The sequence below is a fragment of the Nitritalea sp. genome, assembly GCF_054166705.1.
On record NZ_JBSZCV010000004.1, the window covers coordinates 1 to 23,676 of the forward strand.

General features: G+C 48.2%; 19 protein-coding genes. 5 read left to right on the forward strand and 14 right to left on the reverse strand.

Features of this window, described 5'->3' with window-relative positions; genetic code table 11:
• The 3 genes from ACXIT9_RS01000 to ACXIT9_RS01010 all read right to left on the reverse strand — a co-directional run.
• The coding region (locus ACXIT9_RS01000) for an Ig-like domain-containing protein (RefSeq protein ID WP_458054382.1) at positions 1–1,758 on the reverse strand (1,758 nt) is incomplete at its 3' end.
• A 600-nt stretch (positions 1,759–2,358) separates the two neighbouring features.
• On the reverse strand, positions 2,359–4,563 hold the full coding sequence (locus tag ACXIT9_RS01005; protein ID WP_458054383.1) for a peptidase domain-containing ABC transporter: 2,205 nt from the start codon (positions 4,561–4,563) through the stop codon (positions 2,359–2,361).
• Positions 4,564–4,566: 3 nt separating this feature from the next.
• A complete protein-coding gene (locus tag ACXIT9_RS01010; RefSeq protein ID WP_458054589.1) occupies positions 4,567–5,541 on the reverse strand; it encodes an HlyD family secretion protein in 975 nt (324 codons plus the stop codon).
• On the opposite strand from ACXIT9_RS01010, the gene ACXIT9_RS01015 reads away from it, so the two are divergent.
• Positions 5,485–5,631: a hypothetical protein gene (locus ACXIT9_RS01015; RefSeq protein ID WP_458054596.1), complete on the forward strand. Its 147-nt coding sequence runs from the start codon at positions 5,485–5,487 to the stop codon at positions 5,629–5,631. The two genes, ACXIT9_RS01010 and ACXIT9_RS01015, sit on opposite strands and share 57 nt — an antisense overlap.
• 166 nt (positions 5,632–5,797) lie before the next feature.
• On the opposite strand, the gene ACXIT9_RS01020 is transcribed toward ACXIT9_RS01015, so the two are convergent.
• From ACXIT9_RS01020 to ACXIT9_RS01070, 11 genes are all read right to left on the reverse strand, one after another.
• A complete protein-coding gene (locus ACXIT9_RS01020; protein WP_458054384.1) occupies positions 5,798–6,046 on the reverse strand; it encodes a hypothetical protein in 249 nt (82 codons plus the stop codon).
• Positions 6,047–6,238: 192 nt separating this feature from the next.
• On the reverse strand, positions 6,239–6,487 hold the full coding sequence (locus ACXIT9_RS01025; protein WP_458054385.1) for a bacteriocin: 249 nt from the start codon (positions 6,485–6,487) through the stop codon (positions 6,239–6,241).
• A gap of 345 nt (positions 6,488–6,832) precedes the next feature.
• On the reverse strand, positions 6,833–7,984 hold the full coding sequence (locus ACXIT9_RS01030) for a BamA/TamA family outer membrane protein (protein ID WP_458054386.1): 1,152 nt from the start codon (positions 7,982–7,984) through the stop codon (positions 6,833–6,835).
• A gap of 41 nt (positions 7,985–8,025) precedes the next feature.
• On the reverse strand, positions 8,026–9,651 hold the full coding sequence (locus ACXIT9_RS01035) for a glycoside hydrolase family 3 protein (protein WP_458054387.1): 1,626 nt from the start codon (positions 9,649–9,651) through the stop codon (positions 8,026–8,028).
• Positions 9,644–10,939 (reverse strand): MFS transporter, encoded by a 1,296-nt coding sequence (locus ACXIT9_RS01040; protein ID WP_458054388.1) that lies wholly within the window; start codon positions 10,937–10,939, stop codon positions 9,644–9,646. Before ACXIT9_RS01040 ends, ACXIT9_RS01035 begins: the two co-directional genes overlap by 8 nt.
• Positions 10,936–11,403 carry a GNAT family N-acetyltransferase gene (locus ACXIT9_RS01045; RefSeq protein ID WP_458054389.1) on the reverse strand — a complete coding sequence of 156 codons (468 nt, stop codon included), beginning with the start codon at positions 11,401–11,403 and terminating at the stop codon, positions 10,936–10,938. The genes ACXIT9_RS01040 and ACXIT9_RS01045 overlap by 4 nt, the downstream gene beginning before the upstream one ends.
• A 21-nt stretch (positions 11,404–11,424) precedes the next feature.
• Entirely contained in the window at positions 11,425–12,909 is a 1,485-nt protein-coding gene (locus ACXIT9_RS01050; RefSeq protein ID WP_458054390.1) for a glycoside hydrolase family 10 protein, read from the reverse strand.
• Positions 12,896–13,939: a metallophosphoesterase family protein gene (locus ACXIT9_RS01055; RefSeq protein ID WP_458054391.1), complete on the reverse strand. Its 1,044-nt coding sequence runs from the start codon at positions 13,937–13,939 to the stop codon at positions 12,896–12,898. The genes ACXIT9_RS01050 and ACXIT9_RS01055 overlap by 14 nt, the downstream gene beginning before the upstream one ends.
• On the reverse strand, positions 13,940–14,395 hold the full coding sequence (locus ACXIT9_RS01060) for a hypothetical protein (protein WP_458054392.1): 456 nt from the start codon (positions 14,393–14,395) through the stop codon (positions 13,940–13,942).
• Positions 14,396–14,410: 15 nt separating this feature from the next.
• A complete protein-coding gene (locus ACXIT9_RS01065) occupies positions 14,411–15,841 on the reverse strand; it encodes a SusD/RagB family nutrient-binding outer membrane lipoprotein (RefSeq protein WP_458054393.1) in 1,431 nt (476 codons plus the stop codon).
• Positions 15,841–18,927, reverse strand: coding sequence for a SusC/RagA family TonB-linked outer membrane protein (locus ACXIT9_RS01070; protein ID WP_458054394.1), 3,087 nt, complete (start codon positions 18,925–18,927; stop codon positions 15,841–15,843). The genes ACXIT9_RS01065 and ACXIT9_RS01070 overlap by 1 nt, the downstream gene beginning before the upstream one ends.
• Before the next feature lie 218 nt (positions 18,928–19,145).
• Between ACXIT9_RS01070 and ACXIT9_RS01075 the strand changes: the two genes are divergently transcribed.
• From ACXIT9_RS01075 to ACXIT9_RS01090, 4 genes are all read left to right on the forward strand, one after another.
• Positions 19,146–19,895 (forward strand): DeoR/GlpR family DNA-binding transcription regulator, encoded by a 750-nt coding sequence (locus tag ACXIT9_RS01075; protein ID WP_458054395.1) that lies wholly within the window; start codon positions 19,146–19,148, stop codon positions 19,893–19,895.
• 354 nt (positions 19,896–20,249) lie between these two features.
• Entirely contained in the window at positions 20,250–20,831 is a 582-nt protein-coding gene (locus ACXIT9_RS01080; RefSeq protein ID WP_458054396.1) for a T9SS type A sorting domain-containing protein, read from the forward strand.
• 136 nt (positions 20,832–20,967) lie between these two features.
• Positions 20,968–22,869: a fumarate reductase/succinate dehydrogenase flavoprotein subunit gene (locus ACXIT9_RS01085; RefSeq protein WP_458054397.1), complete on the forward strand. Its 1,902-nt coding sequence runs from the start codon at positions 20,968–20,970 to the stop codon at positions 22,867–22,869.
• Position 22,870: 1 nt separating this feature from the next.
• Positions 22,871–23,602, forward strand: a complete 732-nt coding sequence (locus ACXIT9_RS01090) for a succinate dehydrogenase/fumarate reductase iron-sulfur subunit (RefSeq protein WP_458054398.1) — start codon at positions 22,871–22,873, stop codon at positions 23,600–23,602.
• The last annotated feature ends 74 nt before the right edge of the window (positions 23,603–23,676 follow it).

Consider the following 23,676-nt stretch of genomic DNA (forward strand, 5'->3'; position numbering starts at 1 on the left):
ATTCGCATCCACCAAGACCACTAGACTTAAGGTCACTGTCTCGCCCGCTGGAATAACTCCAATATTCCAAGTTACGATACCATTCTCAAGCATACCACCCATGTCCGCACTTACGAAGCTGGTTCCTACCGGAATCGGATCCGTAACCACTACATCCTGGGCATCACTTGGACCATTATTCGTCACCGTAATCGTATAAGCCAAGTTCTCACCTGCCACCGCTCGCGCTGTCGTAGACTGCTTCATGATGGCTAGGTTTGCCCCGGTTTCTACCGTTACCTCATTTGGATCACTGTTGACAGGTCCATTAGGTTCGTTATCACTATCAACATTGGCTATGTTTGTTAAAACAGTGCCCATTGGTACATTAGCAGGAACCCTAACGCTAAGGGTCAGCACGCGCTCGGCTGCTGGAGCTAATTCACCTAAATTCCATATTACTTCTCCATTTTGGAGAACTCCGCCATCCGAAGCTTCTTGGAAGATTAGTCCTGCAGGTAAAACATCCCTCACTACTGTATTTAAGGAAGGCGCCAAACCGGTATTTCGAACAGTAAGCGTATACGTTAAATTTTCTCCAGCGATAACTGTTGGAGCGGACTCTTTAAGAATCATCAGCATCGAATCATCACAGTCATCTCTAAAAAGTATGGGTACTTGGAAGAGATCACCCGCTGGATTCTCGCACATGAATTCGTTTGTTACACTTACAAAAAGTGCAGGTATACCAGAATTAAGGCCAAGGTTGATTACAGTAAGTACTCCGTTAGGGTCTATGGAGAAACTAGCCCCATTTATGACGTCCCCATCGCGTACCTCCTGATTTTTATTCTCGTCTAGATACCAGCGGAATGTAGCAACAGCCGGATCGATCATACTGGAAGGGGAGAGTGACGGCGTTAACACAAGTGCGTCCGTTGGACAAATCTCCATTTCATTTCCGACCACCACTATATCATCTGCCCTTGGGGCGGGGTTAACTGTAACTTCAATCGGCACGCGCAGAGACTCTACATTACATATAGGATCAAAGGCTGCCACAAAAAACGTGGTATTCTCAGTTAATATCGGAGTTGTAAACGGTTCATTAAAGGCAGTCTCAGCTAAAGGAGTACCCCCTTCTGCTACATTGTACCAGCGTAATACTGTTCCTTGCGGAGCTGTAGCTGTCAAAATAGCCGGCTCACCCTCACATATTTCTACATTAGCTGCATCAGCGTCTACCACTGGAGGCACGATGCCAGGGAATACTCCCGCAAAATCCAGGGATTGTGCCACGGTAAGGTTGAGGAGAGAACTGTACCGTACCGAAACCCTATCTACTGGTTGACCTGGCGTAACGGGAAAGTCAAAGAACTGTCCAGGTTGCAATAGGCCGAGTAAATCTACATTAAGTAGACTATTCAAAGGCTGATTGGTGACCACTTGACCATTCCGCGTGGTTACAATGTTTACATTATTCAATACTCCCGCCGTAAGCAAGCTTTGCGTCAAGCGCAATCGCACATTAAAGGTCGCATCAGAACGAGAAGGTGCACCCAAAACCACAAACTGTTCGATCACCCCTGCTACACCAAGAACTCCAAAAGATAAACTAGAGAAGGTGTTCGGATTACCATCGATCGCATTTTCTGGATTAACTACTGGAGGATTCAGATTTAAAGCATCTAATGTCAACCCAGATGTATTAAATCCGGTAAACACAGGATCTGGACACTCCTCTTGCCCCTCCAAGGTAAAGGCACCAAAGACATCCACAGAGTTGCTTGTACCTAGACCTACAACAGCGAAAGTTGATGATGTTACACGAATACGGTTATAGGCGCCAGTTGGGGTAATGGCAAGAAACACCCTTCCCTCTTGATCTACCAATACCCGAAAACGATCGTTGCTTAAGCTTTGTGGATCGGAAGTTGTTCCTCCATTTACAAGTGTGTTGTTATTTAAGGCAGCAACAGAAACCGTATGATTGCCTAACAAAAGGGTACCTCCAATGTCGGCCACCAATCCACCCAAACCACCACCTAACAATGACCTTAATATATCATCATTAAAATTCAGACGGATAAAGGAAGTTTGATTTGCTGGAATTTCCTGGTCGAACTGTAAAGTTATTGATCCGTTAGGCCCTGGCCCTATAAGATTAGTCCTCGACGTAAGTCTTGCAAAAGTGTTTAAATTCCCATCAATAGCATTTTGTGAATTGGTAACATTACTTTGATTTGAGATAGTCGTCGCGAAGCGCCGATTCACTTGGGCTTCTGCAAGGCTACTCCACAGGAAAAGCCCCATCAAAAAGAAGAGGCTATACCTAAGGCTTGAGTTGAAGTGTTTCATATAATATACATTGCTGGTTTGCTAAGAAAAATTTATAGTGGCGGACTCTGGCAGCTGCTTTTTCCACATGCCGGCATAAGCTCCTTCCTTTTCAATTAAATCAAAGTGGTTACCTTCTTCCACCACTTTCCCCTTATCCATGACTACTATCTTATTCGCCCCGACAACCGTACTGAGGCGGTGTGCAATCAAAATGACTGTTTTTCGTTCTTCTTTTAATGTGTATAGGGTATTTAGGATGTATTCTTCTGATGTACTGTCTAAGGCTGATGTAGCCTCATCAAAAATTAAAATCTCTGGATTCTTATACAGCGCACGAGCAATCGCCAAGCGCTGACGCTGACCACCTGAAAGACTTACTCCATTTTCACCGATGTACGTTTGGAAGCCCTGAGGAAGCTCTTCGATAAAGTCGAGTATTCCTAATTGCTTGGAAATGCGAATTACACGATCCATATCAGGGGTGAAATCCCCTATCGCGATATTTTCTAAAACATTACCAGCGAACAGATGAATATTTTGAGGCACAACACCCACCAACTCCTTAAGTGAATCTGCTTTAACATAGGAGATATCATGCTCCCCGATAAAAATTTTACCGCCATTAAGTGGGTATAATTTCTGCAGCAAGGATAACAAGGTGGATTTCCCAGAGCCTGACTGTCCCACAATCGCTGTTACCTCACCATGGGGGATAACCAAATTTAAATTTTCAAAAACCGTGGCTCGAGAGCCATAACGGAACTTTACTTCTTTAAACGTAATAGGACCTAGCTTCTCTTTAGACATCGGCATAAGACTTTCTTCCTCATCGGTATGCACATCCATAATTTCAAAAAGACGATCTGCTGCAATCAATGAATCCTGAATGGATTTATTCATGCCAATGAAGCTGGCTACAGGTCCCGTAAAATAGCCCATGATGGCATAAAAGGAGAGTAACTCCCCCGGGGTCAATTCATTACGTAACACAAAAGAAGTACCTATCCACAGCAGGACAATCGTAAACAGGGAGGTAACAGAACCACTGAGATTTCCTATCCAAATACCATTGCGACCAGAATCATAAACGGCTTTTAGCATATTGACAAATCGCGACTCCGTCTTTATGTTGGTATAAGTCTCCATACCAAAACGCTTTATCGTGCTTACAGCATTTATGGATTCCACAAGCTGAGCTTCTAGGTCAGCGGAAGCCTCCATGAGCTCGCGCTGTGTCTTTTTATTAATCTTATTAGAATAAGCATAAATGACAAGGTACATTGGGATGACGAAAAGCATCATCAGCGCCAGCTTCCAGTAAAAAATAAACATTAGGGTAAAGGAAAAAACAAGGACAAACACATTGACCACAAAACCTACGATCACGTCATTAATAAAGGTCCTGATTTTCACGGCATCGTTTATACGAGAAATGATTTCACCCGTTCGCATGGTATCGAAAAAGCTTTGCGGAAGCTTCAACAGATGCTTATAGTACCCTAAAATTAAACGCGCATCGATTCTTTGTCCCGTCTGGAGCACTAAAATTCCCTTAAAATGATTGATTACAGCAGAAAACAGAATGATGGAAATAATGATGACACCCATTAGGTTCAAGAGATTCATATTACCGTTCGGTAATACATTATCTATGATCTTTTGGATGTATAGGGAGGTGCCAAGACCTAAGACTACCGCGAAAACGGAGCCCACCAAGACTTGCGTAAGAATAAACTTATACGGGGAGAGCAAGAACCAGAAGCGCTCCGGAATCGAATATGTCTGCTTTGTTTTTTCAAAAGAACTATTGGGCTCGACCAAAAGAATGATTTTGGTCCAAACCTTTAAAAACTCTTCTCTAGGTAAGACTACTAAATCACCGATAGCGGGATCCATCACAGTAACCTGCTTATCCGTAACCTCTAAAACCACTACATAATGATGCAGCACACCTTTTACGATTACATGGGCCACAGAAGGCGTAGGCAAAAGGGATAATTGCTCCTCTTTCAAGCGTACTGCTTTCGCATCGAAACCAATGACTTTGGCTGCCTCGATCATCCCCAATAAATTAGTACCTTTCTGATCGGTGGAAGCTAACTGCCGGATACGCGCGATGGGAATATCTGCATCAAAAAAATTCGCAATCGACGAAAGACAAGCTGCGCCGCAGTCTGTCATATCGTGCTGTTTTACTTTTGCCTTTTTAAAGCGCTTCTTTTTGAAATAGTCGAACTTCAACATAGGCTATCGGTTGGTTACTAAATTTGGGTTTATCCAATCATCCACTTTGTCAAAAAGCAGATTCGCTACACGCCGCCTCGCAAAACTAAAGCGTGCCTGTACGGTCATTCCTTTCATCAAGTTTCCCTGATAGCCGTTTTTCAATTCCATGAAGTCTCTATCTAACGTACAGCGCACACGGAAGTAAGGCTGACCATCTGCCTCCACAAAAACGTCATTGCTAATTTCAACCAGTGTACCCTCTAAAAACCCCCACTCATTATAGTTGAAGGCGTCTACCTGCATTTTGACCTTAGAATCCTTCCGCAGAAATCCGATATCTTTTGGACTCACTAATACTTCCGCTAGTAAGGCGCCTTCAGGCGAAATTTCTCCTAAAGATTCTCCTGCGGCTACATTGGCGCCAGGAAACAACTGCCGTATGTCCTGAACAAAACCATCCACCGGCGCAGTGATCGTATAAAAATCACGCTCTTCTTTTAACTGTTTCGAACGAGAACCTAGGTCCTGAACAAGAATACGAACTTGATTCAAGTTACTTTGCCAAATGGCCGCTTGCTGCGAGTAGGCAGTTAAAAGTGAATTTTTTGCATTTTCATAATAGAGAGAAGCCTGATCAAATTCAGCATCCGATATCGCTCCCGCGCGATGCAGCCCCTCATTACGTTTGTAATCTCTTTTTGTGATTTCGAATTGATTTTTCAACTCTTTTAATTTGGCAAAGAAAAAATTAGCTTCCTGCTGGTAATCTGGACTAGCCAAAACGGGAACTTTTTCCCAATCGAAATTAGCAGTTAAGCGAATTAACTTTTCTAGATCACGCTGCTGGTTGGTATACTCCCGCAGAAGTTGACGGCTATTATCCGTCTGTTCTTCGATCACATTAGCACGCACGGTAAAAATTTTATCTCCCTTTTTAACATGCATGTTTTCAGCAACAAATACCGAATCGATCGTACCTGGTACAAGAGAGCGAATGGCGTTCTTATTTTCGGAGGTTTTAAGCATACCTACCCCCTGAACGGAGACATCAACTTGAATAAAAAAAATAGCTACTACTGCGCCTAACAATAGAAAAAGGATAAGTTGGTAAAGAATAATAGAATACCCATCATACTTTCGAAATAAAAAGTTTGAGGTATTCTGAAGAATTTCGGGCGGGAAAATTTTGTTCTTATCCATAAATCAAAAAAAACTGGAGAGAAGAATCCCTCCAGTTTATTGAAAAAAGGGATTAACCTCTGTTTCTTAGGCTTTCAAATGCACCTAAATTGCTTAGGCCAAGATCAATACCAAATGTAGAACGGTTGCCAGAAGCCGAAACTTCTTCAGAAAGGATAGTTAGTCCTAAACCACCTAGCAAAGAACCTCCGCTAGCGTTCTGTCCGAAGTTGTTTCCACCAAGTAGACCACCTAATAGACCACCTAAAAGACCGCCGTTTACTTCAACTAATTCTTCGTTTTTTAATTCCTCGAATTTCATAATGTTTTTGGTTAGTTTTTTCCTTACTCTTTATGGATTTTCAGGATACTCCAGAACGTTCAGATAGATTTACGACAGCACAGCTTATTATGGATTGCACCCAATAGAAAAAAGCACCATAAAAATCGATTGGGATTGAAAAATAAAAATAGAATCATCTTTCAATCCCAATTAGATTCAGAAGAAAATCAATTAGAATGAGTTTCTTAAAGAATCAAATCTTCCTAGATTGTCTAAACCTAAAGAAATTCCGAAGGTACTTCTGTTACCAGAACTGTCTACGTTTTCGGAAAGGATAGTCAAGTTAAGACCACCTAAAAGAGCTCCAGAAGAAGCACTCTGTCCGAAATTGTTACCACCTAGAAGTCCACCAAGAAGACCTCCTAAAATGCCACCGTTTACTTCGGCTAGCTCATTGTTGTTTAGTTCTTCGAACTGCATAATGAAAAGATTTTGTTTGACCCCTACTCGTTTAAGGATTTTCAGGAACCTCCTGCCTTTTGCCCTAGCTGCTCCCACAGAATGGTTTCTGTATAGAAAAACTAAGTCGAAAAACATTTGCATGTACGATAAAGGGGTAACTTCTGGATTTCGTAGAACCTGAAAAAAGTCAAAAGCTGAAACCGATTAAATCCTAAACAGCATAATTATGTATGTAAAAAACAACTCCAGACAGTTGAAACTAACAGTACGGCCAATGGAAAAAAATGCCGCCTATTAAATTAATTCATACTCAATGCCTTATAAGATAAGCGTCTAATCCCCTTGAAAAAAGGGGGCGAAACCTTAAAAAGCTTCTCCAAAAGTCAGATAAAACTGAAAGCCATCACCTGGTGCATGCGCTATATCCAGCCGAAGATTTAGCTTTTCTTTTTGGCTTAAGCGAAAGCGCAAGCCAGTTCCATAAGCAAAACGCAGGTCAGAAAGTCCACTCCATGCCGCCTCCTGCCCGTATACAGCACCTAAACCAGCAAAACCCACAAGCCCCCAGCGCCCTCTTAACCACTGCCGATATTCTCCCTGAAGGGCTGAAACATGCGGGCCGCGGTATTTCCCCTCAAAATAACCCCGTAAAAGTTGATTTCCCCCAAGCATGGGCAGGGCGAAGAAGGGCACATCACCTGCGGTAGATTCCTGATACACTTGACCCACGAAAATCCCTTTGTCCGATAAGGACCACACCTTCCGAGCATCCAAGAAAAATCGCGAATAGCCGAACTGAGCACCTAATCCGCGGCCGTAGCGCTGCCATGCGGTCTCCACAAAAAGCCCTTTCGTGGGATACAGCTGGCTATCGCGGCTTTCAAAACTTAATAGAGGTCCTAAACCGCTGATGCGCCCGCCCTCCGTTCCAGGGAGCCCGCCCTGTATCAGCTGCCCCTCCGGGTCAAAACGCAAGCCACCCCAGTCATCATACCAGTAACGCAGTCCCAGGTAGAAATTAGGGCGCAGAGCGTAAGCATAATCAAGCCGTAGCCTCGGAAACGTCGCATCGAAAAGCTCTCGGTCGGCATCTTGCACCTCATTTCCGATCCCATAAAAAAAATATACATAGCGGTACCAGCCCACCTCTCCTGCAAACAGATGCCTATTTTCAGGAGAGAAAATTCGCCATGAAACGTAGCTGAGCACCTGATCCAGTAGCGTGTAAGCTCCTCCTACCAACACCTGGCTTTCGTAGGTGTCCTCCTGCGCAGTCCTAAAATTCACCACAGCACCTGCCCCGAATGCCAGCGAAGTTTCCGGGGTGAAATACAGTAGCGGCAAGACGGACAGTGCGTATGCGCGTTCAGCACCAGTTTCTACAGCGGTTTGCGCTTGATCCGCCTGCCCCGGGCGAATTCTTGGCTCCGATACATCCCGCCCCTCTTGGGCGAAAAGTTTTGGTCCGAGGACCAAAAGTAGGCAGAAAAAAAACATGGAAGCACTTTTCCTCATGCTTCCATGTACGTATACGGGCTGCATTTAGATGCCAGGTGTTAATTCCGTATCGGTAGTGGAATTAAATCCTCTAAAGGAAGCGGGAGCCTCCCCTCTGCTTTTTCGTGTCCAAGTAGAACCGCAGCTGCTGACTCTTGAAAAGGCGCCTCCGGCTGATAGGCCAGCAGGACATTTTGGATAAGGGGAAGGAAACGTAAGCGCTTAAGCGCAAAGGGTGTACCGAAGAAATACAAGATACAGGGCTTGCTCGCTACCAGCGGCAGGAGTGCCTCTAATACTGCCTCATCCATTCCGAAGTCTAGGGAGGGACGCATAGAAGGTGGGTAGCAGGCGATGAGCAAGGTGTCGTAGCTAAGCGCCTTTTCTTTCAGCTGTTCCACCTCCTCAACCGTTCGCACCGCTAGCACCTCACCGGGAAAGGAGGAGGCGATTTTTTGGAAAAACACAGGGTCGGGGTCTCCAAATAGATTGACTTTTAATAAAGTACGGCGATCGCGTGCACTTTTTAGCGTCTTTTGCTCTTCCTTTTCGAATACACGCGTTAGAATTTTGGGCGCCAGCCCCCGGTTTAAACTGTAGGCATCAGTAGGATCCAAGAAGTGTGCTTTATGCTCCTGAAAAAGCCCTAAAGCACGTTTTAGCGCCCATACCCGATCGAAGGAGTCCTCGATGTGACTGCTAGCCACATCCCTTGCGATGGCAGCTATGCCCGCTTCCACATGTTCGGAATAACATAATATATCCGTACCGGCCGCATAGGCTTCCCGCTCCAATCGCCCTTTCTCGGGGTATAGAGAAGCCACAGCATGCATATTCAGTGCATCTGAGATAACGACCCCAGAAAAGCCCATCCGCTCCCGGAGCAGTCCGGTGATGATTTCACGCGAAACAGTGGCAGGAATCGTGCTACCCCCCGTCAAGGCGGGCACAGCTAGATGCCCAATCATGATCATGCCGATGCCTGCATCGATGCCTTCCTGAAAAGGGATCAGCTCGTTTGTCCATAATTCTTGCGCCTGCTGCAGTAAAATGGGTAACCCCAAATGCGAATCCACAGCCGTATTCCCATGACCGGGAAAATGCTTGTAACAGCCTTCCACCCCCTCGGAGCGCATGCCTTTGTAAAAGGCGAGAGCCAACTTACTCACCCGATGTTTCTCTGCCCCGAAGGAGCGATAGCCGATGACCGGATTCAGCGGGTTATCGTTGATATCAGCCACAGGGGCTAAATTCAGATGGATTCCCACTCCTTTAAGATCTTGGGCCATCTGCCTACCGATCTGAAAGACCGCTTGCTCGGCGTTTTGCTGAACAGCTCCCAGCGAAATCGCAAAGGGATAGGCTGGCGTATCCTCCACGCGCATGGCCAGTCCCCACTCGGCATCCATATTAATGAGGAGCGGCGTTTTGGCTATGGACTGATAGTGCTGAATTAGCTCTTGCAAGCGGGAAAGTGTGCTTTCCAGCTTCACAAACTCCGTTTTGCGATCGTAATTCGCCGCGGCACTGCGCTTACTATGAAAGAATGTGAGCCCACCTACTTTTTGCTCGACAATCAGCCGCTCGATCTCGCGAACATGCTGATCGGATTCATGGATAAAGGCCGCTGGAGAAAAGGCCTGCGCGATTTTTTCCTCAAGGGTAAGTTGCGAGGGATTATACATGTTCATCTGTTGTTTTTTTACCAAAATCCCGGGGATAAAAGACGCGTTTTGCCACCCAGATCCCCGGGAGGGCAGCCAGAACGACCCACTGAAAGAAGCCTCCATAACCGAGGGCCTCCTGAATGAAGCCGGAAAGCATACCGGGCAGCATCATACCTAAAGCCATAAAGCCTGTGGCGATGGCGTAGTGTGCTGTTTTAAAGGGACCCTCAGCTATATAGATCAAATACATCATATAGGCGGCGAACCCAAAGCCATAGCCAAACTGCTCGATGATGACGACAAAGGCGGGCCAGAACACCCCTTCCGGCTGGCCGTAGGCCAAAAGCACATAAAAGACGTTCGGGCCATTTAGCGCGATAATCATCGGAAGCATCCAGCGCCGTAAGCCGTGGGCCGATATAGCGATACCCCCTAAGATTCCACCCAAAGTAAGTGCGATAACCCCAAAGGTGCCGTAAATCATTCCCACTTCACTGGTACTTAGACCGAGTCCGCCCAGCTCACGTGCGTCCAAGAGAAAAGGGCTGGCCATTTTCACCAGCTGCGACTCGCCTAGGCGATACAGTAGCATAAAGGCAAGCGCCATTCCGATGTGTTCTTTGCGAAAGAAATATCGAAAAACCTCTAGAAAGCCTGCGTCGGGACCTGTAGGCTTCACTTTCTCTTTTTCTTTCGGCACGGTAAGGGCATTCACCAGGGTAAGCAGCAGCATCAAACCTGCTACTAGCACCAGCGTAAGCGACCAAGCTTTCTGATTATCCATCAACGTACTCTCCAGGTAGCCCGCTAAAATCACCACAAGTCCCTGCCCAGTGATCATGGCCAAGCGATAGAAGGTGCTGCGGATCCCGAGGAAAAAGGCTTGGTCCTTTTGCGCCAGCCCGATCAAATAAAACCCATCTGAGGCGATATCGTTCGTAGCAGAAGCGAAGGCCGCCACCCAAAACAGGGCTAAGGAAAGCACAAAAAAGCCCTGCAGAGGTAAGGTCAGGCCAATCAGCAGAAAAGTCGCAGCGATCAGGGCCTGCATGGCTAAAAACCACTGCCGCTTCGTGCCATTTAGGTCCACAAAAGGACTCCAAATGGGTTTTATCACCCAGGGTAAATACAAGAAGCTGGTGTATAGCCCGATGTCGGCATTACTGACTCCCAGCTGCTTATACATGATCACCGACACGCTAATGATAATCACATAGGGAATCCCCTCCGTCAGATAGAGCGAAGGCACCCAGAGCCAGGGGCTTTTCAGGCCGCGTGTGCGTGTAGGTAGCATTTCCTCCTTCATCCGCGCAGCAAGTTGTCGTACACATTACGCCTTTCAGAGCCGGAAATGATCCTTGCATCGACCGTCTTGGCGTAGTATTCCGCAGGTCCTACTCCCCCGATAATGCCATATACATAGCCCTGCTCCCGTAGGCTTTCCAGTGCTTGCACTAACAAAACCTTGCCTATACCGCGCCCCCGAGCTTCCTCCAGGACCCCTGTGGGCCCGAAAAAGGCTTTGGCCGTGCAGTCGTAGCAGGCAAAGCCCAGCAGCCGCTGCCCTTCCTGAGCTAGCCACAGTGCTACCGGCTGCCGACTAAAAGCCACCTCCACCTCGGAAGCCCAGAAGTGGCTGAAATGTGCCTGCACCCAAGCCACAAGTACCTGTTTTTCCGGTGCGATGGCGCGACGAAAGACCAGCCCCTCCCCTTCTAATTTCCGTCTCTGCGCTCCTACATCGGGTAGCAGTAGGAGTGGAACCAACATATCTTGCATCTAATTTTTCTTTTAAGGATAAATAATTTGGCCATAGGCATCCATAAAGGCCCACTTTTGGCCTTTCTTCGGACTTTCTGCACACTGGCCGCTTCTTCTGCCCTCTTGAAAATCCAAGTAGTGTACCGCCGCGAGCTGCTGGCCATGTCCTTTCGGCTGGAAGAACACCACCCTGTTGATTTCCTCCGGCAGCGGAGCTGCAAAATCTATCTGCATTTCCCCTCCCGTTTGACTTACTTGCATAGCCGGAATTTTAGCCGGTGCCGGCGCGCTCGGTAAAACCGGTACCAAAGCGGGGGCATTATAAAGGCTCTCTCGCAGGATTTCTGCTACATCTGGCTGCGCAGGAAATGACTTAGCAGAGAAAAACGCATTGCCACTAATCCGTGGATCTTGACGCGCAAGGGCCAGCTGCCTGGGTATTTCCTGCGGGTCCTCCCAAGCTAAATCCGCATTATTCCGGATTTTATAGGCACCATTTCCGATATAGATTAAACACTTATCCGCATAATCCGCCCACCAGTCTAAAAGCACACGGTGAGAAGCCAGGGAGTAGTCCATGCTCCAGTAGAGCTGGGGCAACATATAATCCACCGTGCCGGCTTCCATCCAGGCGAGCGCGTCGGCATAGAGATCATCGTAGTTGGTCTGCCCTGCCTGCGTGGCTGAGCCTTTAGGGTCTCGATCTTGATTCCGCCACACCCCGAAAGGGCTTATACCGAACTGTACGTAGGGCTTCAGCTCTTTAATGGTAGCATGGAGGGAGGCGATGAGCTTATTCACATTTTCTCTTCTCCAGTCGTCCAGACTTTGGCCCTCTCGGGCCAAACGCGCATAGCTATCCGCATCTCCGAAGGTTTCCCCTTCCACCTTGTAGGGGTAGAAGTAATCGTCGAAGTGAATGGCATCGATCGGATACTTGAGCACCACCTCGCGGATAATTTTCAGCAGGTGTTCCTGTACTTCAGGCAGTCCCGGGTCATAATAGTATTTTCCGCCATAAGCGATCATCCACTCAGGATAACGCAAGACATCGTGTTCGGGAGCGAGAAGCTCCAAGCGATCATCGAAGGTGGCCCGATAGGGATTTAGCCAAGCATGAAACTCCATTCCATGCCGATGTGTTTCTTTGATCATCCAGAGAAGTGGATCCTCCTCACTTGCAGGTGCTTGTCCTTGCTTGCCGGTCAGGTAGGCAGACCAAGGGGCTAACTCAGTGGGATAAAAGGCATCGCCAGCGGTTCGGATTTGGACGATGGCCGCATTCATGTTCAGGTTTTTGTAATAGGCTAAGAGAGCACGAAATTCGTCTTTTTGTTGCTCCCAAGGGATGCCCCCGGCGCTGGGCCAGTCGATGTTGACGACGGTAGCTACCCAGAAAGCTCGAAACTCCCGCATGGGGCTTTCCCGTTCTGTCTGTTGGGTTCCTGGACGTGCACAGCTTCCCAATAAGGCCACCACACCGAGAAGCCAGAGGTTCCATTTATTTTTGCGCATGAATTTCTTCTTGTTTTAAGCGTTCTTGTTCCTGTTCGAAGGCTGCACGCTCTTTTGTTCGTTCCCGTTCCAGGCTATCTTCTGGCTCCAGCTGGGCTTCCCAGTCGTAGTAGCGTGTCTCCCAGCTAAGTTCACCTGATTCCCGGGCATGCAGCAGCGTATAGCCGGTGCCGTATCCTTTCCAGCTGCCACTCCACCAGGAGGCCGAGACTGCTGGTGAGGTGATGTACCAAATCCCATTAAAGCGGTATTCTTCGGGGATGTGGCTATGCCCTTGAAGGACGGCTTTCACCTGATGGCGTTCGCATATTTGCCGAAAGGCCAGACCATCCTGCACCACCATATGGTTCATAGCGGGGAGATTCGGGTCGGCTAGATACTGCCCGATATTACAGAAAGGCCCGATATGGGTGGCGATGACCGTGGGCCTAGGGTTTCGGCCCAAGTCGAAGCGCAGCCAGTCCAGCTGCTGTTCTCCGAAGGCATGCGTTTGACTCGGACCATGCTCCGCCTCCACTTCTAAAAGCGCATCCAGCACCACGAAGTGCCAGCCCTTATGATCGAAGCTGTAATAGCTATTTTCCAGCCCGAAAGTATCTAAAAACAGTCCCTTTCCGATGTCTGGATCATTTACTTCGACTTTGCGCCGCGGATTTAGGCCTAGGGAGTCATGATTACCGATACAGGGATGGTAGGGCATCTGCAACTGATCCGAAATGCCTTTTACCAGCTGTAGCTGGTCGATAAACTCCTCTTTCGGGGTGTAATTTCCATCAAAGGCCATATCTCCGCCCATCAGCACCAACTCAGGTGCCTGCTGCAGGGCATTGATATGTGCCACGCAGGCCGCGTAGCCCTCATGGCCTCGGCGCTTACGACGGACATGCATATCGGTCAAATGCGCGAAATAAAAGCCTTCCGCTGCTTTCCTTTGTTCTTCAGCAGGGCTGCAAGAAGCGGCCAGGCCCGAAAGTCCAAGTCCGGACCAGGCCGCTTTTTTCAACCAAGCTCTTCTACTTTTATCCTGCATTTACTGCTGAAGGGTAAAGGTGAGCGTTCTCCCGACTGGAAAATCAGGTAGGTCACGATTGATCACCTCGGAGCGGAAGACGATAGGTGTACCCACGGCAGCCGTCTGGGGTACAGTGTAAGAAAACAGAAGCGAATCCGTGCGTGTAATTTCAGAATAGGCGGGACTGTAGGCCTTTTCTTCCACCATCGTCTCGCTACCATTTACGGTAACGAAGAGACGGATGCGGTCGATTTCTCCCTCTGACCAGAAGCGTAGATCGAGGGTAGCATTAGCGCCGGGGCGCAATTCTGCCGCTGCCGGTGTACGTAGCGACCAGCCTGCGACTACAGGAAGGTAGCCGAGGTCTTCACTAATAATGTCGCGTAGGGGCTGTGTAGGGTCGATATCACATGCGACCAAGCTGAGGGAGGCCAGTGAAAGGGCCAAAACGGTATTTTTAAGAAATTTTTTCATGAGAGTGCCGAGCGTTTAATTGTCAAACAACCATAATTTTACCCCTTGATTTGGAATCTCTGGGAGGCAGGTATTCGTTCCTGGCTCATCATCAGGAATGTTACTGCGCTGAATCCAGCCCTGGCCGGGCAATTGGTTTCGGATACCTGATGGCTTTTCCAGACCCACATAGACGTTGGGATCGTACTGATAGCGGCGCATGTCTGTCCAGGTTTCGATGTTTAGGTAAAGCGCTATGTACTTCTGCAGCATGACGTCTGCGAGCGTTAGATTGGCAGCTCCTACCGCTACCTGTGGATCCTGGGTGTAAGACAGAATTTCGGCTGTACTAACGCCCACTTTTTCCATACTGGCGGTGATGCCGGTCAGGTAGGCTTCATAAGCGGCGGCAGGATTTGTGCTGAGTAAGGCTTCAGCCTTGATAAACTGCATCTCAGGATAGGTCATCATCTGGAGAGGCGCCACGTTTCGGGAATGCCAAGTCGTCTGCGTCAAGTCTACGTTAACACCTGGTTCATCGTCTACTAAGAATCCTGGACCTACACCACGGAAATTATCTGCTCCTCTGTTATCCATGTATCGGGTGATTCGTGGATCCACCACATCAGCATAGTAAGCCGTTCCATTCATCAGGTTCGTGATGAATGATCCGGGGCGCTGCACCTTATTGACCGCATTCCCTAAGAAAATAAACCAAGGGTTTTGGACATTTTCCTCGTAGATCAACTGAAAATCATCCGCATTCGAGCTAAAGGCCTGCTCTGCATCGGCAACTGCCGCACTGAGAGCCGCAGGATTTTTTACGGCGATATGCAAATTATATCGGGCACGCACTGCGTAAGCTGCTTTACGCCACTTGGAGAGGTCCCCTCCATAGATGAGGTCTCCCTGAAGGGTACGTAGTCCAGGTGCATCTGGTAGTGGACGCTCTAGATCCTCGATCGCACTATTTATTAAGGTAGGAAGGTGAATCTCATACATTTCTTGCATCGAGTCATAACAAGGATACAAATTTGAAGTCCCTTGGTTGGCTTGTGTATACGGCACATCACCGAAAATATCCGTAGCAGTCATAATCGTAAGCGCTAGCATCACTTTGGCAGCCCCACTGTAGTTAAAGGCCCCTTGTTCCTCTCCCCTGCTGATAATTTCTTGAAGAGAAGGAACAGCATCGGTGTAGAGCGGGCGCCAGATCTGGTCAAAACCATAGGGAATAAACTGGCTGATTTGCTGCCCTCCCAAATACTGAGGGTACATAGTGCCGCGCTCTGCAGCGCCGAACATACTGGCTGCCGTAAAACGAATACCGGCAGGGAATAGCGTTTGAACGGTGACTTGGTCAGGAGAAATTCTTCCTGGATCCACATTCACGTCGAGTAAGTTGTCGCAAGCGCCCATCACAAGAAGCGCGGCGAGGGCGATATATTTTTTCATTGTTCGCTGCATCAGAAAGTTAAGTTAAGACCAAAAAACACACTGCGAGTCATGGGGACATTTGTTCCCACAAAACCGAAAACATTCGAACCCGCACCATAGGCGCTTTGCTCAGGATCGAAACCGATAAAAGGGGTGGTCATCCACAGGTTATTTCCGGTAACAGAAGCGCGAATAGCAGTAAAGGGTAGTCTACTGATTAAAGAGGCTGGCATATCGTAGGCTAGGCTGACATTTTGTAAGCGCAACCAAGAGGCCTCTTGGAAACCGTTAAACTCGGAGGCCAACCGGTAGCGGAATGCCTGTCCATAGAGTTCGTTAACACCGATCGGCACGGGCTGTGTATTCTCCACCCAGACGGGATTTTCGGCTGTTCCGGAATTTACCACGCCATCAAAGACCACTAAGCGATTACGGAGGTTGGTTTCCGCTCCTGTAGGAGCTTCTCCCCCTGCTTGGCCATACCGTAGGCGTCTGTTGATATCAAACACATACCCCCCCTTACGGAAGGTAAAGAGGAAGCTAAACTCGAGATTCTTGTACCGCATTACATTGGTCCAGCCTCCTTCCCAGTCGGGGAAGGCATTCCCGATAAAGCTATCTTCTGCCAGTGGGCGGCCATTATTCACATCTGGATATCCATTGATAATAATGAGGCGGCCATTCGCATCCGTACCCGGGGCATCCACGCGAGATAGTGGCCAGCCGAAGAAGTCACCCGGTCTTCCACCGGGCACAATACGCTGCTTTACCCATGGAGTGGCCGGCTGGAAGGTGATTTCCTCTAAACCGTCAGGTAGAGAAAGTACGCGCCCGCGTAAACGCGACCAGTTAAGCACAGAGTTCCAAGTGAAGCTCCCTTTCTGAAGAATCGTGGCATCAGCGACTACTTCCCAAATGTTATTTCGTATACTGCCCGCGTTAATCACGAAGTTTGTAAATCCTGTGGCGCGGCTCACAGGAATAGGAACGATCTGATCAATAGAGGTTTGGATGGCATAGTTGACATCTAATTTCAAGCGATTGTTAAAAAGTCCCATGTCGATACCAAACTCCAGTCCGCGTGTTCTTTCCGGCCGTAACTCCTCACTTCCGATGGTGTTATTTCGGAACACGCCTACGACCCCTCGGAAAGGAGCCATCGTACTATAATAATTACCTATTAGAAAGGGATTCGCATCTTTTCCGACCTCCGCGAAGGAAGCCCTAACTTTACCGTAGCTCAGCACCCGCTGGGAGTTTAGCTTGAGCGTCTCTGTAAAGATATAGCTCGTACTGATGGAAGGGTAGAAAAAGGATCGGTTTGCCCTTGGCAAAGTAGACGACCAGTCATTTCGTCCTGTAATGTTTAAAAACAGGGTTTGCTTATAATCGAATCGCGCATCAGCAAACACCCCAATAATACTTCTGCTTGTCGGAAAAGAGCGGGTATTGTACTGACTAAGATTATTAATCGAAATAAAATCAGCGATTACAAAATTGGTTCCTGTACTGGTAAAATCACGTGTATTAATGGTGGTGATTTGATTTCCTACTGTAAATACGGCGCCGATATTATCGGAAAGCTGCCGCTCAGCGGTAAGTAGAAAGTTGCTATTTATTTCCTGATACTGCAGGACACGCTCCGAAATGCTACCATTGGCACCTGCGCCGATAAGTGTGCGTGGCGCTGTGAGGATAAAGCGATTGTCCGTATACTGATCGATTCCGACGCGGTAGTCAAGCGTCAACCAGTCCGTGAGGGCATAATTGGCTCCGAGATTTCCAATAAAGCGATCCACCTTTTCTTCCTGGTAGGCATTTTCTGCAAAAAAGAAGGGGTTATCTAGCTGCGTGGTATAGCGTATAGGTAAGCCATCAGATGTGATAAAGTCCCGCATATCCACATCAGGTGCATACCGGGAAGCATACGAAATCACTCCGGCGCCACCTACTCCCATACGGGGATTTTTACCATTAGAATTTATGTATGAAGCAGAACCATCTAATTTTAGGCGTTCATTGGCTTGTAAGGTGCCGCTTATTTTGACCGTGGTCCGGTCAAAGTTAGAGTTCGGCACTACCCCTGTTTGATCAAGACGAGAAACAGAGCCGAAGAAGGTGGCTCGGTCATTTCCCCCTGAAAACGTTAGCCCTTGTTGAGCAGTATTCCCAGTATTAAAAATTTGATCCCACTGATTGCGCATAATGTCATTCGGACCAGCAGGAGGTCCATCAGCGCGATAATCGTTCGGGTTGTAGACCCCTTGAGTACCACGCAGGTAGCGATCCTGCATAGGTGGGCGACGTCCGACTTCATCGACAGAATAGCTGGTTCTGAAGTTAAAAACAGTTTTGCCTGCTTTTCCTGACTTGGTGGTGATGATAACAGCACCATTTGCGGCACGCAAACCATACAAAACAGCTGCTGAAGGCCCCTTCAAGATGGAAATCGTTTCGATGTCATCCGGATTAATGTCAGCGATACGGTTGGTATTGGTGAAGGTGTCCCCTCCCCTGCCGCCGGTAATGTTCGTTTCATTCGATACAGGGATTCCATCGATAACGAAAAGGGGCTGATTATTCGCTCCTGGATCTAAGGAGTTAATACCCCGAATAATGATATTCGTTCCGGCACCGGGTGCTCCAGAGGAGGAGGTGATGTTCACCCCCGCCACTCGCCCTCTCAGGGCATTCAGTGCGTTGGGCTGATTGGTCTCCATCAGTTCTCTATTGCCCACTTCTTGGATGGGAAAGCCAAGTGCTTTCCGTTCTTGCTTTACACCGAAGGCAGTGACGACAGCTTCCGAAAGCGTGGCCAATTCTTCCTCTAGCCCGATAGTCAGTGTGCTTTGGTTGCCCACAGCTTGCTCAAAGCGTTTAAATCCTAAAAAAGAGAAAACGAGCACAGGACGATCTCCTGATACAGAAATTGTAAAATCACCATCTATGCCGGTGACCGTACCGGTAGAGGTTCCTTTGAGCACGACAGAGACACCCGGGAGGGGTTCTCCATCCGCAGTCGAGGTGACTACCCCGCTGACGACGCGTGACTGAGCGATGGCAGATTGCCAGCAGAACAGACACAGCAGTAGCAAACTGATTAGAGGTTTGTTCATATAGAATTGGGTTTAAAATTGCATTGACTCGGTACCGTAGCGGTTTGGGTTGCAGTTTCTAGAAACATTTTCACTCACTTCGCTATTGAACACCGGATAAACATACAAAATACTGCAAATACCTGCAAGTTTGTGCCGATTTAATTTCCATTTTTTGCCATAAATGGCAAATCGCTACTTTGTGTTGCACGTTTTTCCGAATTGTACTACCTTAGAACATGCTAAAAGAAGAAAGACATGCCTATATTTTGCAAGAGGTGCGCGTACATCACCGTATCTTGCTGGCGGACCTGGCAGATAGCCTCCAGGTGTCTGTGGATACTATCCGAAGAGATGTAAAAGAGCTCGATGAAGCACAGTTGGTAAAAAAAGTACATGGAGGAGCTGTTTCCTTAGACTATAATATCTATAATTATGTCGCCAAGGATAATTTTCTTCAACAGAAGAAGAGTGACATCGCCAAAAAAGCCGTTCGCCTGCTGCGTGATGATATGGTTATATTAATGGGTGGGGGTACCACAAATATCGAAGTGGTCAAGCACTTCCCTCCGAATATTAAGTTGACCGTATTTACGCCAAGTCTTCCTTTGGCAACACAGCTCATCCAGCACCCTACGATAAAAATTATTTTTTTAGGAGGTGTACTGAGCAAGGATGCGCAAATAAGTGTCGGCGCAGATACGATTTTAGCACTTCAACAGCTGCGTGTGGACTTGTGCTTTCTAGGGACAGGTTACCTAAGTGTTAAAGAAGGGCTTACAGAATACGATTACGAGGTGGTACAGGTGAAAAAGGCGATGATCGAAAGGGCTAAAAAAACGATGGTGCTCACGGTTTCTGCCAAATTAAATAGCGTTCAGCGCTTCCAAACCTGCCCCATCCAAGATATCGACACGTTAATAACTGAACTAGACCCGGAAGATGCCGCGCTGGCAGCGTTTCGAGAGGTACCGATTCAGCTTCTATAGCCCGTCTGGCTTTCACTTGACCCTTGGGCGGAAGCCCAATTGTCCCCGATATTCACCTTTTTTCTCCACATAGCGCCGCCTAAAACAAGGGACAGCGCTTTTTTTTCCCTAAATGAAAGTTTTTTTCGGCAAGTACAGATTTGTAAAAAAGAAAGCCTGAATGTATTTCCTATCGAGGGAGTATACTTTTACCATATAAAACAATTCAACCCGTAAATAATACCAAAGTAGATTCTTCTCCAAAAGGGGCATTTGTAAAATATTTTTAACATATTTTTAATTTTACTTGAACATAATTCTGAATACTCCGTAATATATTTGCAGAGACAAAACAAAAACAAAGTTTACAGGATTATGAGACGTACTATCGTTGCACTTGGAATGTTTATCGCTTTAGGGTTCGGAGCAACCGTAGAAGCCAAAGAGAGATTGGAAGAAATGGCTAAGGTTAGACCAGTCGATAAAAAAGTACAGGTTTACTTGGCTGAGGGTCTCGGTGATGTAGCCATCCGGGTAGAGAATCTAGATGGACAGCGCGTTTTCAGCACACGTATGCAAGTTAACGAGGTAACAAAACTTCCTTTAAACTTACAAAATCTACCTGATGGGGAATATTTAGTGAAAATTCGTTCTGCCAATCAGGAAATCGTAGAACGTGTGGAACTCGGAAAGCGTCCTATGAATAATTTTTCTTTTCTGTCTGCTAAGGCTGTGTTAGAAACTCCATTTGCCTTAGTACTCGACATGGTAGTAGAAAATGAGGAGCCGCTAAAAGTGACGGTTAAAGATTTCGAAGGACGTGAATTCGACTCAGAATTCGTAACCCGCGCGGGCCGTTTCCAGAAGCGTGTAGTAACCGCGAACCAAGCGAAGGCTACCGATTTCTATTTCGAAATCAAGGATAGCAATGGAAACGTGAAGAACATTTATTATTAAGAAAAAATTTGTTGATTAGTATAGTTTGAACTTGATGAAAAATGGCGTCACTCGACGCCATTTTTTTTTATCCCTATTTTTCTCCTATGGAATGAGATGAAGTTTTTGTACTTTAGTTGTGAACCTGTTCTAAACCATGTTAGACCCGAAGATTCCAGAAGGCCCCCTAGACCAAAAATGGCAGAAGTTTAAGGCGCAGGCCCGCCTGATTAACCCTGCCAACAGAAGAAAATACCGTGTCATCGTCGTGGGCACGGGTTTGGCAGGAAGTGCCGCAGCGGCCAGCTTGGCTGAGCTAGGCTTTTCTTGTGAAGTTTTTACCTACCATGAAAGTCCCCGCCGCGCCCATAGCGTCGCAGCCCAAGGGGGCATTAACGCAGCCAAGGGGTATAAAAATGATGGCGACAGCGTCTGGCGCATGTTTCAAGACACCTTAAAAGGCGGTGACTTTCGCTCGCGTGAGGCTTCCGTTTTTCGCATGGCCGAATGCTCCATGGCTCTCATCGACCAGGCTGTAGCGCAGGGAGTCCCTTTCGCGCGCGAATACAGCGGCTACTTAGCGAATCGCTCTTTCGGTGGCGTGCAGGTCAGCCGCACCTTTTATGCGCGCGGTCAAACCGGGCAGCAACTACTTCAAGGGGCCTATCAAGCGCTGATGCGCATGCACGCTATGGGCCCACTTACGCTGCACACCTGCCATGAGATGCTGGACCTGATCGTGGAGGCAGGTCAAGCGAAAGGGATTATCGCGCGCAACTTAGAAACAGGCGCCATCACAGCCCATACGGCGGATGCAGTGGTTCTAGCCACAGGAGGCTATGGCAAAATCTACTATCTTTCTACCCTAGCCATGCTCTGTAACGGTTCAGCCATCTGGCGGGCACACCGACGCGGAGCGTACTTTGCAGCGCCCAGCTGGACCCAGTTTCACCCCACCTCCTTACCGCAGCTCGGTCCCTATCAGTCCAAACTGACGCTCATGTCTGAGTCCCTACGGAATGATGGCAGGATATGGGTGCCCCAAAAACCTGGCGACACCCGCGCTCCCGCCGACATCCCTGAAGCAGAACGCGACTATTACCTCGAGCGCAAGTACCCTGCCTATGGTAACTTGGCCCCCCGAGATATCTCCTCCCGTGCTGCGAAAGAAGTCATCGACGCTGGTAAGGGTGTCGGTCCACTCCGCAATGCCGTATACCTAGATTTCAAGGAAGCCATACACCGCGAGGGGCAAGCGACCATCGAAAAGCGCTACGGCAATCTCTTTTCCATGTACAAAAAAATCACCGGCACGGATGCCTATAAGGAACCTATGCTCATTTCTCCTTCTGCCCACTTTTCGATGGGAGGCCTCTGGGTGGATTATGAGCTCCAAAGCAACCTGCCCGGCCTTTTCGTACTCGGTGAGGCCAACTTTGCCGACCACGGTGCCAACCGGCTTGGCGCCAACTCCCTCTTGCAAGCCTGTGTGGACGGATATTTTATTTTGCCCCACACCCTGATGCACTATTTGGCTGGCCAGACAGCCCTCGGATCCCGAAAACTTACCGTAGAGCAGGACTTGCTGCAGGAAGCACGCGCAAGGCTCGAGCGCCTGCAGCAGATTAAAGGAACGCGTACGGCCGACCAGTTTCACCGTGCGTTAGGGGCCCTGCTCACACAGAAATGTGGCCTCTTACGTGAAGCAGGACAGCTGCGAGAAGGCCTACGCGAGGTAAAAGCCCTCCAAAAACAGTTTTATCAGGACCTTTTTCTTCCCGAAACCGATGCAGGCATGCACATGGAGCTTGAAAAGGCCTTGCGAGTAGAAGATTATTTGGAGCTTGCCCAACTGATTTTTACGGATGCTCTTCAGCGTGAAGAATCCTGCGGGGCACACTTCCGTGTAGAATACCAGACCGAACAGGGCGAGGCTGCCCGGAATGATGCGGAATTCCAGTATGTGTCTGCCTGGGAATACAGCCCTGAGGGCTTCCGACTGCACAAGGAAGCACTCCATTTCGAGTTTATGCAACCACAAGAAAGAAGTTACCAGTAAGATGAAATTAACCCTAAAAATTTGGCGGCAGCCACATGCCCATGCAAAAGGTACTTTCGAAACTTATCCCTTAGAGGACCTGAACCCAGCCATGTCCGTTCCAGAAATGCTCGATGTGCTGAACGAACAGCTGATGGCTGCAGGTAAGGCGCCCGTGGCTTTCGACTCGGACTGTCGAGAAGGTATCTGTGGACAGTGCGGATTCGTCATAAATGGGGACGTACATAGTCCTGAAAAGGGGGCTACGACCTGTCAGACGCATTTACGCAGCTTTAAGTCCGGTGACACCCTGGTGCTGGAGCCCTTCCGGGCAAAGGCCTTTCCCGTGAAGAAGGACCTCTGCGTGGACCGTCGCGCCTTAGACCGCATCATCATGAAGGGGGGCTATATCAGTGTACAAACGGGTCAGGCTCCTGAAGCCAACAGTACCCGAATTCCGCTGGAACAAGCAGAGACGGCCTTTGAGGCAGCGGCCTGTATCGGCTGTGGCGCTTGTGTAGCTACTTGCAAAAATGCGAGCGCCGCCCTTTTCACAGGGGCTAAAATTAGTCATTTAGCACTTCTACCACAAGGCGAGCCCGAAGCGGCTAGGCGCGTCCAGGCCATGGTGGCGCAGATGGACGCGGAAGGCTTCGGAGCCTGCTCCATGACAGGTGCCTGCGAGGTGGTTTGTCCTCAGGGCGTTTCGATCGCGCATATCGTGCGTATGCATGCGGAATTTTGGAAGTCTTGAAAAAGGAGCATTTTGTTAACATGAGCACCTCTTGGGGTGCTTTTTTTGGCCCTACCGGGCAATTTTTTATCGGC